Origin of the sequence: Cytophaga hutchinsonii ATCC 33406, from assembly GCF_000014145.1 — a bacterium.
GTDB lineage: Bacteria > Bacteroidota > Bacteroidia > Cytophagales > Cytophagaceae > Cytophaga > Cytophaga hutchinsonii.
This window is the reverse complement of the sequence record NC_008255.1, coordinates 187,501-201,494: the sequence shown is the minus strand read 5'-3', so window position 1 is coordinate 201,494 and position 13,994 is coordinate 187,501. Positions and strand designations below refer to the sequence as shown.

10 protein-coding genes and 2 rRNA genes (1 of these 12 running past the window's edge) are annotated in these 13,994 nt (G+C 37.9%); 2 read left to right on the top strand and 10 right to left on the bottom strand.

Features of this window, described 5'->3' with window-relative positions; all coding sequences use genetic code 11:
• Window position 1 precedes the first annotated feature (1 nt).
• From CHU_RS00850 to CHU_RS00825, 6 genes are all read right to left on the bottom strand, one after another.
• Window positions 2–4,372 carry a CusA/CzcA family heavy metal efflux RND transporter gene (locus CHU_RS00850; RefSeq protein ID WP_011583569.1) on the bottom strand — a complete coding sequence of 1,457 codons (4,371 nt, stop codon included), beginning with the start codon at window positions 4,370–4,372 and terminating at the stop codon, window positions 2–4.
• A 74-nt stretch (window positions 4,373–4,446) separates the two neighbouring features.
• Window positions 4,447–4,845 (bottom strand): hypothetical protein, encoded by a 399-nt coding sequence (locus CHU_RS00845; RefSeq protein WP_011583568.1) that lies wholly within the window; start codon window positions 4,843–4,845, stop codon window positions 4,447–4,449.
• Between the two features lie 82 nt (window positions 4,846–4,927).
• A complete protein-coding gene (locus CHU_RS00840; protein WP_011583567.1) occupies window positions 4,928–5,119 on the bottom strand; it encodes a hypothetical protein in 192 nt (63 codons plus the stop codon).
• A gap of 125 nt (window positions 5,120–5,244) precedes the next feature.
• Entirely contained in the window at window positions 5,245–8,088 is a 2,844-nt protein-coding gene (gene uvrA, locus CHU_RS00835) for an excinuclease ABC subunit UvrA (RefSeq protein WP_011583566.1), read from the bottom strand.
• Between the two features lie 88 nt (window positions 8,089–8,176).
• Window positions 8,177–9,115, bottom strand: coding sequence for a lytic transglycosylase domain-containing protein (locus CHU_RS00830; RefSeq protein WP_011583565.1), 939 nt, complete (start codon window positions 9,113–9,115; stop codon window positions 8,177–8,179).
• A 106-nt stretch (window positions 9,116–9,221) separates the two neighbouring features.
• Window positions 9,222–10,121, bottom strand: a complete 900-nt coding sequence (locus tag CHU_RS00825) for a TIGR01777 family oxidoreductase (RefSeq protein ID WP_011583564.1) — start codon at window positions 10,119–10,121, stop codon at window positions 9,222–9,224.
• A gap of 114 nt (window positions 10,122–10,235) precedes the next feature.
• Between CHU_RS00825 and CHU_RS00820 the strand changes: the two genes are divergently transcribed.
• Both CHU_RS00820 and CHU_RS00815 read left to right on the top strand, forming a co-directional pair.
• On the top strand, window positions 10,236–11,117 hold the full coding sequence (locus CHU_RS00820; RefSeq protein ID WP_143143943.1) for a chromosome segregation ATPase: 882 nt from the start codon (window positions 10,236–10,238) through the stop codon (window positions 11,115–11,117).
• Between the two features lie 7 nt (window positions 11,118–11,124).
• Window positions 11,125–11,670 carry a hypothetical protein gene (locus tag CHU_RS00815; RefSeq protein WP_011583562.1) on the top strand — a complete coding sequence of 182 codons (546 nt, stop codon included), beginning with the start codon at window positions 11,125–11,127 and terminating at the stop codon, window positions 11,668–11,670.
• A 39-nt stretch (window positions 11,671–11,709) separates the two neighbouring features.
• Here the strand turns inward: CHU_RS00815 and CHU_RS00810 are convergent, their stop codons facing one another.
• From CHU_RS00810 to CHU_RS00795, 4 genes are all read right to left on the bottom strand, one after another.
• Window positions 11,710–12,702: an AAA family ATPase gene (locus tag CHU_RS00810; protein WP_011583561.1), complete on the bottom strand. Its 993-nt coding sequence runs from the start codon at window positions 12,700–12,702 to the stop codon at window positions 11,710–11,712.
• 15 nt (window positions 12,703–12,717) lie between these two features.
• Window positions 12,718–13,092 (bottom strand): DMT family protein, encoded by a 375-nt coding sequence (locus tag CHU_RS00805; protein ID WP_011583560.1) that lies wholly within the window; start codon window positions 13,090–13,092, stop codon window positions 12,718–12,720.
• A 150-nt stretch (window positions 13,093–13,242) separates the two neighbouring features.
• A 5S ribosomal RNA gene (gene rrf, locus CHU_RS00800) occupies window positions 13,243–13,354 on the bottom strand.
• Window positions 13,355–13,459: 105 nt separating this feature from the next.
• A 23S ribosomal RNA gene (locus tag CHU_RS00795) occupies window positions 13,460–13,994 on the bottom strand (it continues 2,362 nt past the right edge of the window).

Here is a 13,994-nt window from a genome sequence, read left to right as displayed (position 1 = left end):
TTCAATTATTTCCGATTAAATATTCTATAGTAATAATGGATTGATTATACAAACTAAGTGTATGCAAATAATTTAACTGCATAGACAATGCCCTGTTTAAGCCTTGAGATAACTCCAGATAGCCGATATTACCGCTACGATAATTCTTCCAGGCATTGTCTGAAATAATTTTCGCAGTAGGCAGTGCGTTGGATCTGTAGAACTCTACACTCGTCTGATATTTTAAATATTCCTGATACGCTTGTGTATATTGACGCTGAAGATTTTTTTCATATAGTTCGCTGTTTGCTTTGGCGATATTTGTCATGGCTTGTGTTGCCTTAATTCTATCTGCTTGCGGCTTAGCCCAGATTGGTATGGCAATACCTGCACTGATGCCTTGAAATCTTGTTGCGCCATCCGTAATACTGCCGTCATTGTAATTCACAGTACCTCTTAACGATTGGTTAAAATATCCGACTGTAATATCAGGCATCAACTTATTTTTCTCTACTTGCATGGCGGCTGCATTCACTGCTACTTGCTGCTTCATATAGGCTAGAGCAGGGTTATTTGCAACAGCAATAGAATCATCCGATAAAAGTAACGTTACATCTTCCTGATACGCGTGCGTCGTTGTTACTTCTTCTGCCGAGTTCAACAATGTTTTTAATTTAGACTGCAAGATTAAAATGTCATTTTCATTCTGATTTTTCAGTAGCCTGACTTCATACAGCTGACTTTCTGCGGTAGCTTTTTCAAGCATATTACTTTCACCTGTTTTATACCTCAATTCAGCGGCTGTATAAAAAGCCGTGTATACACTATCCTGCTTTATATATAATGTTCGCAACGACTTGGCATATTCAATTAAATAATATACCTGCCTTACCTGATATACCAATTCGTTTTCTGATGCATGCTTATTAAGTTCTGCGCTTTTAATCGCTTCACCATAATACCGGGCTTGCTTATGCATTACCGTTGGGAATGGTATTGTTTGAGAAACCGTAATATTATTGTCATTGTAAAATGAATTATACTGCCCATACATTAATGTTGCAGAGGTCTTTCCAAACTCGGTAGCGGTACCTTTCATTTTGTTATGATATTCAAGAGTATGTTCAGCAACTTTAATGACTGCATTGTTTTGCTTTGCCAGAGTAATCGCTTCTTCTAACGAAACTTCTTTTACAACATCCTGTGCATACGCGTTGTAATGAAAACATGTAAAAATTAAGCCAAGTATCAGCAAGGTGCTCAGTTTATTTATATGTGTTTTGACCAAACCTTTTTCTGCAATTATGTATAAAATTGGCAATACCAATAGCGTGAGTAATGTTGCAGAAATCAAACCTCCTATAACAACCGTTGCTAGCGGTTTTTGAACCTCTGCTCCGGAACCGTGTGATAGTGCCATTGGTAAAAAGCCCAGGGATGCAACTAAGGCTGTCATCAATACCGGACGTAACCTTACAGAAGTGCCTTCTAATACAATCTGATATACATCTGTCATACCTTCTTTTTTTAATCGGTTAAATTCTCCTATCAAAACAATACCATTTAATACCGCAACGCCAAACAGTGCAATAAAGCCTACTCCGGCAGAAATACTGAAAGGCATGTCACGGATTGATAACGCAATGATTCCGCCTATGGCAGATAAGGGAATTGCCGTATAGATGAGTAGGCTTTGTTTGATAGATGAAAATGTAAAATACAGCAATATAAATATTAACACCAATGCCACCGGTACAGCAACAGACAATCTGGACTTTGCTTCCTGTAGATTTTTAAACTGTCCCCCATAAGTAACATGATATCCTGTTTTAAACTTTATACGCTCACTTATTTTATTTTGAATTTCATTTACAATACTTTCTACATCTCTGCCTCTGGTATTAAATGCCACAATAATTCTGCGTTTGGTATCATCACGCTGAATTTGATTCGGGCCATTTTTAAATTCGATATCTGCCACCTGACGCAAGGGGATTTGAATACCTTGATAAGATGCTACATATAAATTGCGAACATCTTCTATTTGTTTTCTACTTGTACTGTCTAAGCGTACAACTAAATCATAACGCTTTTCACCTTCATAGATCATTCCTGCTTTTTCTCCGGCAAATGCTGAACGTATAGCAGTATTAACCTGTTCCACACTTAAACTATACCGGGCCATTTGTTCCATGTTATAGGTTACAATAATTTGCGGTAATCCTGTTACTTCTTCAATATATAAATCCTTAACTCCTTCAACCGGTTCGATAAGGCCGCCTATTTCTTTCGCGTATCTTGTCAATTCGTCCAGATCTTCACCATATATTTTTAATGCTACATCCTGGCGAGCACCTGTCATCAGTTCATTGAAGCGCATTTGTATAGGCTGTTGAAATCCGAATGTTACACCAGGTATTTTAGCTTCAAGCGCTTCTTGCATTTTATTTGCAAGTTCTTCTCTGGAATTTGCAGATGTCCATTCTCCTTTTTCTTTTAGTATAATGATTAAATCACACGCTTCCATAGGCATAGGATCCGTAGGAATTTCACTCGTTCCTATTTTTCCGACAACATTTATTACTTCCGGAAATTCTTGCAACAGTACCGCACCGGCTTTCACTGAAACGTCAATTGTTTTAGACATGGAACTACCGATTAATACACGCGTCTCTACAGCAAAGTCTCCTTCATCCAATGTTGGAATAAACTCTCCTCCCATTCGAATAAATAAAAAGATACTTCCTATGAACAATACACCTGTAATAATCAATGTCAGCATTTTTCGATCTAATACCTTATGGATTACTTTTGAATATACAGACTGAAAAAAGTTCATGATTTTGTCTGAAATATTTTTCTTATGCGCCATCTGTTTGCTTAGAAAGAGTGCAGACATCATTGGTACATACGTTAAAGACAGAATAAATGCGCCGATAATTGCGAAGGAAACTGTTTGTGCCATGGGCCGGAACATTTTCCCTTCAATGCCCACCAACGCTAATATTGGCAGGTAAACAATAAGAATAATGATTTCTCCGAAAGCTGCGCTATTCCTGATTTTAGATGCTGCATTATATACTTCAGTATCCATCTCCTTTTGAGATAACCGATGCGTATATTTTTTTCCGACAATGTGGTGTAATGTAGCTTCAACAATAATAACGGCTCCATCTACAATAAGGCCGAAATCAACTGCTCCCAGAGACATTAAATTTCCGGATACGTCAAAAAGATTCATCATGGCAATTGCAAACAGCATACACAACGGAATCATCGTAGCAACAATTAATCCGGCACGTATATTGCCCAGCAGCAATACCAATACAAAAACAACAATCAACGCACCTTCTATTAAATTTTTAGATACCGTATGAATAGCTTTGTTCACCAGGGTTGTTCTATCCAGATACGCTTCCAATACAACTCCTTTCGGTAATGTTTTTTTAATCTGCTCAATTTTTTCTTTTACATTCCGGATAACGGCATTTGAATTCTCTCCTTTCAGCATCAGCACAACTCCACCTACCGCTTCGCCTTCGTCGCGGTGTGTCATTGCACCATAACGAATAGCGGATCCGAACTGCACCGTTGCAACGTCTCTGATTAAAACGGGCATTCCTGCCGCAGTATTTTTAATAACAATTTTACCAATATCTTCCAGTGAACTAGTTAATCCTTCCGTTCGGATGAACCATGCCTGAGGATTTTTATCGATATAGGCACCTCCGGTATTTTGATTGTTCGCTTCAAGTGCGTTAAATACTTCTGCAAGCGTAGTATTCATGCTCCTCAGTTTATCCGGGTTTATTGAAACTTCATATTGTTTCAAATGCCCGCCAAAACTACTTACATCTGCAACACCTTTCGTTCCTAATAACTGCCTTCTGATTACCCAGTCCTGAATGGATCGTAACTCCATGTCAGTATATTTTTCTTCATACCCTTTTGCAGGACATATAACATATTGATAGATTTCCCCAAGACCGGAAGATACCGGGCCCAGCTCCGGAACGCCCACACCTATAGGTATTTCAGCTGCAGCAACTTTTAACCGTTCGCCTACTTGCTGCCGGGCCCAATATATATCGGTATTCTCGTTAAATACAATGGTAATAACCGATAAGCCAAAACGTGAAATAGAACGAACCTCCTGAATTTCAGGGATGCTTGCAACACCCAGTTCAATAGGGAACGTTATTAAACGTTCCACCTCCTGTGCCGCTAAAGCAGGGCTTTGCGTAATGATCTGTACTTGATTATTTGTAATATCCGGCACTGCGTCAATAGGTAATTTTGTCGCAGACCATATTCCCCAGCAAATTAATGCAAAGGTCAGTACTCCAATAATCAGTTTGTTCTGAATGGAGAACTGAATAATTCTGTCTAACATAGAATTATTAGTTAAAATGTTTTTAATAAATGATTTTGTGCATGAGATTCAAATCCATGCGGGGAAAGGATTGCTTACGAAAGCTTAGGCGGCTGCCAGATATCAATTAACGGAGCGCTAAAAATCTGATCAAAATAAGTTGCATAACTTATCGAGTCATCAAAAAAACGGTTTAAAATCATTGCAGATACAACAATTTTAAATGATGGTATATAACAGGAACTGAATGTCTGTGTATTATGACTTTTGGCTGGTAATTCATGATGTTCGTGCTTGTCATGCTGAAGGTGTTGCTGATCAAAATAATGCAGCGCTAAAAATTCAAACACATTAATATCTTCATGGTGTTCTTCAATATGATGATAAAAATGTGATACTAAATTTCCCATACGCATCATTCCTGCAAATTCACTATTAGATAGTAACGATGCTATTAAAAGATGAGTGGCAATAAGTATGGTTGTCAGGCGCATGTATAAATGTAAAGATTAGAGCTTACAATTACAACTGCTTCAGGGATCAGTTAGGGGAAACTGATTGGAAATGCTGTATTATTTATTTTTTCTTATTTCTGTTTCGGGCATTTACAAAACCTAAGCTGATCTTATGATATCTGGACATTAAATACCCGGAATCTTCCTTGTTATAAGATGGTTTTAAAGATTCGCTCTTTTCAAACTGTGTAGTTGCCAATAGAAATCTATATTCTATATCAGCCTCAGAAAAAAGCATGAAGTGAGCAAGCATAGTTTTAATTTAACGGTTTAGTATATATATACTCCCAAATGGGTGTTTACGTTTCACAGACGTAATATTTTCAGCTATTTTCAATATTATGATTTAAACTTTTTATAAATTGTTGCGTAAAAAGTTCAATTTTTCAATTCCTCAGCTAAAAATTTAGCTGTATGGCTCTTTTTGTTATGTATGATTTCTTCCGGTGTTCCAAAACATAAAATATTTCCTCCCTTTTCCCCACCTTCAGGCCCTAAATCAATAACATGGTCCGAAACTTTAATTACATCCAGGTTATGTTCTATAATCAATACGGTATTTCCTTTATCAACCAGTTTGTTCAACACATACAATAAATGTTGTATATCCTGAAAATGAAGTCCTGTTGTTGGTTCGTCCAGAATGTATAAGGTGTTTCCTGTATCCCTCTTGGACAACTCTGTAGCAAGTTTAACACGTTGTGCTTCACCACCGCTTAATGTAGGCGCATGTTGCCCAAGTGTAATATACCCAAGTCCTACCTCCTGCAATGTTTCTATTTTACGAAGAATCCTTGGTTGGTTATCAAAAAATTCCACTGCCTGGTCAACGGTCATATTCAACACATCTGCAATCGATTTACCTTTGAAACGTACCTCTAATGTTTCTCTGTTGTATCGGTTTCCTTTACATGTCTCGCAAAGTACGCTAACATCCGGAAGGAAATCCATTTCAATCAGCTTCATGCCGGCACCTTCACAGGTTTCACAGCGGCCGCCTTTAACATTGAATGAAAAACGTCCGGCCTTATACCCTCTTATTTTCGCTTCAGGTAATAGGGTATACAAATTTCTGATCTCTCCAAATACTTCTGTGTACGTAGCAGGATTTGATCGCGGTGTTCTTCCGATTGGAGATTGATCAACTTCAATTACTTTATCAATATGTTCCAATCCTTCAACTGCGCTGTAAGGCAATGCATCTCTTCTTGAATTGAAGAAATATTTGTTTAAAATCGGGAATAAAGTATCGTGCACCAGCGTTGATTTGCCGCTACCTGAAACGCCCGTAATGGAAATCATCTTCCCCAAAGGCAATGTTAATGTAACATTTTTAAGGTTGTTTCCTGTTGCATTTTTCAGTGTCAATATATTGCCATTGCCTTCTCTTCTTTTTGCAGGAACGGCGATAGATGTTTTACCTGATAAATAATTGGATGTAATTCCCGGCAGTTTTAAAAACTCTTCCGGAGTTCCTTGTGCAACCACGCTTCCGCCATGCCTGCCGGCTCCAGGTCCAATATCAACAATGTAATCGGAATGCAGCATCATGTCTTTATCATGCTCGACCACCAATACCGTATTGCCTATGTCTCTAAGATTTTTCAGGGCATCAATCAATTTTACGTTATCCCGCTGATGTAAGCCAATGCTTGGCTCATCAAGAATATATAAAACACCGACCAGCTGGGTGCCGATCTGTGTAGCCAGCCTGATACGCTGTGCTTCCCCGCCGGACAACGTTCTTAGTGTACGGTCCAGTGTTAAATAATCCAATCCGACATCCAATAAAAAACCGATGCGTTTGCGGATCTCTTTCAATATTTCAGCTGCAATTTGCAATTGTCTTTTATCCAATCTTTTTTCCAGCCCCTTCATCCATTCCTGTAAAGTTGAAATATTCATGGATGACAGTTCGAAAATATTTTTATTGTCGATCTTGAAATGCAGCGATTCTTTCTTGAGGCGCGCACCATGGCATTCCGGACACACCGTGATCGTTACATAATCATTTAGCCACTTTTGTGTCTTCTCTGATCCTTCTTCCTGTTGAGATTTTAAGAAATTTAACAACCCATCAAATTTGAAAGCCGCTTCACTTGCTCCTTCTTCTGACTCAGTTCCGTATAGTACTGTTTTTAAAGCTTCAGCAGGAATAGATTTTACAGGTGTCGTTAAGCTTACTTTATATTTTTTCAGGATTACTTCAAATTGTCTGAAGATCCATATATCTCTGTATTCACCTAACGGCAATATAGCTCCTCTGCTAATGCTTAATGATTTATCCGGAATGATTGTGTCTTCTGTTATTTCTTCAATCACACCTAAGCCTTTACAGCATGGGCATGAACCGTATGGTGAGTTGAAAGAAAATATATTTGGTGCAGGTTCATCATAAGCAATGCCTGATTCCGGATCCATTAAAAACTTAGAGAAAAACTGAGCCTCTCCATCTTTGTTTTTTAAATGAGGCACAAGCATCATTATTCCCTTGCCTTGGTCTAATGAAGCTTTAACAGATTGCGCTACACGATATCTGTCTTCTGTATCTACCTGAATGCGGTCGATAACAATTTCGATGTCGTGTATTTTATATCTGTCAACCTGAAGTTTAGGTGTAATCTCTGTAATCTCCCCATCAATCCGTACTTTGGTATAGCCCATTTTCCGGATCTGCTGAAATAGCTCACGGTAATGGCCTTTACGCCCTTTTACTACAGGTGCTAATAAGGTAATTTTACCGCCTTCAAAATTTTTAAAAATGTAATCTATAATCTGATCTTCTGATTGGCGGATCATTTTTTTGCCAGTAACGTAAGAGAATGCTTCACCTGCGCGGGCATATAATAATCTCAAAAAGTCATATATCTCTGTTACTGTTCCAACGGTTGATCTTGGATTTTTGGATGTCGTTTTTTGCTCGATAGAAATAACGGGACTTAATCCATTTATTTTATCTACATCCGGTCTTTCCATATTACCAATGAAAGAACGTGCGTATGCAGAAAAACTCTCCATATATCTACGTTGCCCTTCTGCGTAAATAGTGTCAAAGGCCAATGAAGATTTTCCGCTTCCGCTGATTCCTGTAATAACAACTAATTTATTCCTGGGAATGATTAAGTCGATATTTTTTAAGTTGTGTTCCCGGGCGCCAAAAACTTCTATCGTTTCGTGTCCTGATGTATCAACGGCGGAAGATATGTTCGTATTGTTTTTCAATTGCTATGAAATTGGGTTCTGTATACAACACCTAAATTGCACAGAGGATTCATTAAAAACAATAAACTTCTAAAAAATAGCCGAGTAATTATTTTGGCAGCACGTCTGGCAAACTGTCTTTGGAAGTATTTCTGGGATAAGGAAGTTCAATAGTATAGCTGGCGTTTTCGTTTTTTATCGTAAGTGTATTAGTCAGTAGCCACGGATTGTATAATTTCAACACATACAGGTTTGTGCCTTGCTGCTTTGCAAACGCTTCCAGATTGTCTATGTTTTCTGTTACTTTGATTGTTCTTACCGGCTCAGGCCTCCATCGATACAATTTTAGCCCATATTTTGAAGGGTGTTCTACCAGATCTTTGGCTGCAAGTAGTTTGTATAAGTATTTTGATGTTTCTGCATTTAAGCTTAAATCATAAAAATCTGTTTTTTGCTGTTTTACCAATGCGCGCTGAATACCACCAATCCCCCTATTATAAGCTGCAGCCGTAATTGTCCAGCTACCAAATTGTTTATGTGCCTGTCTGAAAAATTTACAGGCTGCATAGGTTGATTTTATTGGATCTAAACGCTGATCTACTTCTTCATCTACCTGCAAACCAAATTCAGTAGCGGTTTCTTGTTTTAATTGCCAAAAACCTAATGCGTCTTTAGGAGAGATAACATTTTTGAAGTTACTCTCAACCATGGCAACATATTTGAAATCTGTAGGTATTTTTTGTTGAATCAATATTTTTTCAATGACCGGCAACCAGATCATCGCATCTTTTAGTAAAAGTGTTGTGCTTTTATTTTTTTGCGTATTGTATTTTAATTCATTGAAAAATGCCTTGTAAGCATCCTGATTTTTAAAGTGTACGATTTCATTCGCAAAAATATTGTTAATTGGAATCTTTTCGTTAAAGCTTTGATGTCTGTATTCTCTGTGTAATAAAAAATATCTATCCTTTTGTATTGCAGTGAATAATACAAATAAAAATAAAAGGGCAACAGTTGAAAAAAATATAATCCGAATTCGTTTTTTCACCTACAATTGCGTTTGGAACTATTTTATAGATACGGATGATTTACAATTGTGTTGCCCTCTTAAATGTATTTTAATTTAGTATTACAATTTTATTTGCTGTTTAAAATTACAGTAAATCGCTCAGAGCCTTTTTGATATACGGATAGGTAAAGGTAAATCCTGTAGCACTTATTTTTTCCGCAGATACTGCTATACCTTCCACTACTGAGGCTGCCTTTTCTTTTCCAAGGAGAATGTTCAGTGCAAAAGATGGAACATTTGGCATTACAAGCGGCTTGTGTAGTATTGCTGCAGCTGTTTGGGTCAATACTTTATTTGTAACCGGTTCAGGAGCAACGCCGTTATATGTACCTTTAATCGCATCATCTGTAATGGCTTTGGAAAAAATTCTGCACAAATCATCAATGTGTATCCAGGAAATTATCTGCTCGCCGGAAGCAAGAGGCGAACCGATATATGCTTTTATAGGATTGATCATAGCAGGTAATGCGCCACCATGCTCAGATAATACAATTCCTGTACGTATTATTGCAAGCCGTATAGAACTGTTTTCCAGAGGCACTGTTGCTGCCTCCCATTCTTTTGTAACCTGCGCAAGATAATCATTGCCATATAACGCAGTTTCTGTAAGCGGTACACTATTCATAGAGTTGCCGTATATGCCAATTGCACTTCCACTAATAAATGCTTCAAGTCCGTTTAACTTCAGCGCCTTTTCAACCAATAATTTAGTTGTAAGGATACGGCTGTCGAAAATTTCTTTCTTATAGCTTTTCGTCCAGCGTTTATCAAAAACACCGGCTCCTGCCAAATGTACAATGTGTGTAACACCATCAAAAGCTTCCTCTTCGATATATCCTTTCTTATAGTCCCATAAAAACGATTTTATGCCGTCTTTAACGCCTTTTGTCCGGCTTAACCATGTAACTTCTATATTTTGTGCCTGAAGCGATTTGGTAAGCTGTCTGCCTACCAATCCACTTCCTCCTGTTATTAATATTTTCATCTTACTTTAAAAATTAGTTATTTGCTTTTTATTATGTTCAATTAAACAGGTGTTTTCACAACAATTATTGAATATTTTAAGTTAAAGATATTTGAATCAATGTTTGCAAAAATTATGAAATATTTAATGTCCATTCTGGCTGGTCTTGTCCTAACGATTTCAGCTGTTGCTCAATCTCAAAAAACGGTTGAAGTGGTTTCGGGGCATGCACAGGTACTACAGGTTGATCGTCAGGGAATGCAGGTTACCCTAAGTTTAGATGAAAAGTTTGTAACGAAAAACTGGCTCCAAAAACTAAAGGAGTACGGTAAAGTTGAATCTGAGAAAGGCGGTTATGTGGTGCATGGTGCAACCATTTCAGGTATATCTCAGGCCTGCACCATATATTCAACAGTGTTTTCAGGTAAAACGGGAACGGTTGTTTTTTGGGCGATTGATATGGGTGATGGTTATGTAACCGAAGGCCATAATCATTATGCGCATGCAAAAACAAAGCTTAAGGAGTTTGCCTTAAGCGCATATATAGCAGATATTAATGTGCAGATAGCTGCTGCTGAAGCAGCATTGAATTCCAGTGTGAAAAATCAGGAGAAACTGACAAAACAAGGTGAATCGTTAAAAAATGATACACAAAAAAATGCCAAAGAAAAGTCTGATCTTGAAAAGAAACTGGTTGATAATGAAAAAGAATTAAAGGCGCTGGATGCTTCCGAAGTGCAGATTGAGAACAGGATGAAAGAAGTTAAAGCTACGGATAATCATGAAGAGCAGCAGAAATTATTGAAAGAGAGCTTGTCTAATACAAATAATATTGAGAAAAATAAGCAACAAAAAATCTCTCTTGAAAACAAATTAAAAGAAAACGAAAACGAACGTTTGAAATTAATTGAAGATACAAAAACGAATGCATCTAATGTAACGGCAGCAAAAGAAGAAGTTGCTAAGATGACAAAAGCACTTGAAGTGGTAAAGGATAAACTTAAAGCGTATCAATAGTGCGTTAATGTATCAAAAAATAAAGCAGAAACGGAACAAACGCCTAGTTAAAAAAGATTCTCAGAGTCTTTCCTCCAAATGGAATGCTATTTCATTTGGAGGAAAGCTTTTTTTGTTTTCACCTCTTCTGATGTTGCTTGTTTACCGCATACTTAGTGATACAGTTTCTGTACGTTACTTTTTGGCACTTTATGGAATCCTTGGTGTGGTTTTATATTTTATCGTAAAACGTCTTTTGACTAATAAAAGCCTTTTAACATTTGATCTGTGGGGATATCCTGGATCATTCTTTATATCTATATCCTTATTTGCTTGCCTCAATTATCTTACTCTCAATTCAACACCAAAAATAAAAATAGTCACACTCAAGAGTAAAACGATTACTTCTCATCGATCTAAATCGTATTGGATTTCTTTTTTTCATGCTGGCCGAATTCAGCGATTCACTATCAGCAAAGATTTATGGATGTCAATCTATGAAACAGATGTAATAAAAATGCATTACCAGCAAAGCAAATTTGGTTTTGATATTGTGTCAAGATTTGATAAATAGGATAACAAACGGCGTATTCTATTTATCAAACTGTTTTTATTATGCTTTAGTGATATTTACTTTCCGTAAAATTGTTTCTATTATTTGTCTTGTTGAAATACCTTCCGCTTCTGCTTCGTAATTCAAAATTATTCTATGGTTTAAGATATCGTACGCAACTTCTTTAATGTCTTCAGGCAATACGTAATCCCTGTTATTGAAAAATGCCATTGCTTTTGCTACACGATTCAGATTGATTGCCGCACGTGTAGATGCTCCATATAAGATATACGATGCTTCTGCCTCAAGTCCGTACTCAGCAGGAAACCTGGTAGCAAATACTAATTCGATTATGTATTTTTCAAGTGATTCAGAAATCGTTACTTTATTTATTTCATTGCGGATTTCAAGGACATCATTTTTAGAAACGATTTTCTGCACCTGATAATTAAAGTTCATGTTTGATACACGTCTCATTACTTCAAGTTCAGATTCTTTATCTAGATAAGTTAAATGAATCTTCATCATAAAACGATCTACCTGTGCTTCCGGTAATGGATATGTGCCTTCCTGTTCTACGGGGTTTTGTGTTGCAAGTACAAGGAAAGGGTTGTCTAACGGGTATGTTGTATCACCTATTGTAACTTGTTTTTCCTGCATACATTCTAAGAGCGCTGACTGTACTTTTGCTGGGGACCGGTTTACTTCATCCGCCAATATAAAGTTGGAAAATACGGGACCTTTCTTAACTTCAAAATTCCCTTTATGCTGATTATAGATCATAGTTCCGATCAAATCAGAAGGAAGTAGATCCGGGGTGAATTGGATTCGATGAAAGTCCAGATCCATTGTTTTGGCAAGCGTGTTTACACTTAACGTTTTTGCTAAGCCTGGTACGCCTTCCAGTAAAATATGTCCGCCTGTGCAGATTCCGATTAATAACCTGTTGATCATGTATTTTTGACCAACGACTACTTTACCGACTTCGTCAATGACTTCTTTAATTTTATTTCTGTAATAGAGAGATTTTTCTTCTGCAGATTTGAGCTCCATAATTTTTTAAAATCGTTACCATTTTTTGAACACAAAGAACACTGCCAATAGTAAGCATATCATTGCAGCAATGTAGTTCCATTGTAATCGTTCTGTTTTAAAAACGAATAGTGCAAATAGGGTAAAAACTGTAAGAGAAACAACTTCCTGAATAATTTTCAATTGAAATAAATTGAATGGTCCGCCATTTTCTTCGAACCCGATTCTGTTGGCAGGGACTTGAAATACATATTCGAAAAAAGCAATTCCCCAGCTCACTAATATTGCTCCTGCCAAACCCCACTTCGCGAGCGGGCTGTCATTGCCGGACTGTTGCAGGTGTCCATACCATGCATACGTCATAAAGCCGTTAGAGATGATTAATAATAAGATTGTCCAGATAGAGGCCATGATACTGTATATGATTTAAATAAACGTGAATGATAAAAGTTTTATGGCGAATGTTAGTCAATATTGGTCAATAAGATAGTGATTCTTGTATTATAGTATATTATATAACACAAAAAACCCTTATCGGTTAGGATAAGGGTTTTGATAATAAGTTGGCAGCGACCTACTCTCCCACATTTGACTGCAGTACCATTGGCGCAGTTGGGCTTAACTTCTCTGTTCGAAATGGGAAGAGGTGAACACCAACGCTATAGCCACCATTAAGGTGTGTGTCTGCTTTGCTTTTCTGTCTCCGCTGGAGAACCTGGCTGTTTAGCAAACTAATAGGTTTGACCTAATGATTATAGGGTATATCAAAGTACTTTTCCAAAGAAAATTATCGGGTAATTAGTACTGCTCAGCTATGCCATTTCTGACTTTACACTTGCAGCCTATCAACGTCATAGTCTCTGACGTCCCTGTATGGAAGTCTCATCTTGTGGTGAGTTTCGCGCTTAGATGCTTTCAGCGCTTATCTCGTCCCAACGTGGCTACTCTGCACTGCACCTGGCGGCACAACAGATACACCAGAGGTTAGTCCAACCCGGTCCTCTCGTACTAAGGTCAGGTCCACTCAAACTTCCTACGCCCATCACAGATAGGGACCGAACTGTCTCACGACGTTCTGAACCCAGCTCGCGTGCCACTTTAATCGGCGAACAGCCGAACCCTTGGGACCTTCTCCAGCCCCAGGATGTGACGAGCCGACATCGAGGTGCCAAACCTCCCCGTCGATGTGAGCTCTTGGGGGAGATCAGCCTGTTATCCCCGGCGTACCTTTTATCCTTTGAGCGATGGCCCTTCCATGCGGAACCACCGGATCACTATGCTCTACTTTCGTACCTGATCGACTTGTTTGTCTC

Coding starts and splice junctions, on each gene's coding strand:
- CHU_RS00850 (WP_011583569.1), bottom strand. CDS start 4,372: ATGTTAGACAGAATTATTCAGTTCTCCATTCAGAACAAACTGATTATT.
- CHU_RS00845 (WP_011583568.1), bottom strand. CDS start 4,845: ATGCGCCTGACAACCATACTTATTGCCACTCATCTTTTAATAGCATCG.
- CHU_RS00840 (WP_011583567.1), bottom strand. CDS start 5,119: ATGCTTGCTCACTTCATGCTTTTTTCTGAGGCTGATATAGAATATAGA.
- CHU_RS00825 (WP_011583564.1), bottom strand. CDS start 10,121: ATGAAAATATTAATAACAGGAGGAAGTGGATTGGTAGGCAGACAGCTT.
- CHU_RS00820 (WP_143143943.1), top strand. CDS start 10,236: ATGAAATATTTAATGTCCATTCTGGCTGGTCTTGTCCTAACGATTTCA.
- CHU_RS00815 (WP_011583562.1), top strand. CDS start 11,125: ATGTATCAAAAAATAAAGCAGAAACGGAACAAACGCCTAGTTAAAAAA.
- CHU_RS00810 (WP_011583561.1), bottom strand. CDS start 12,702: ATGGAGCTCAAATCTGCAGAAGAAAAATCTCTCTATTACAGAAATAAA.
- CHU_RS00805 (WP_011583560.1), bottom strand. CDS start 13,092: ATGGCCTCTATCTGGACAATCTTATTATTAATCATCTCTAACGGCTTT.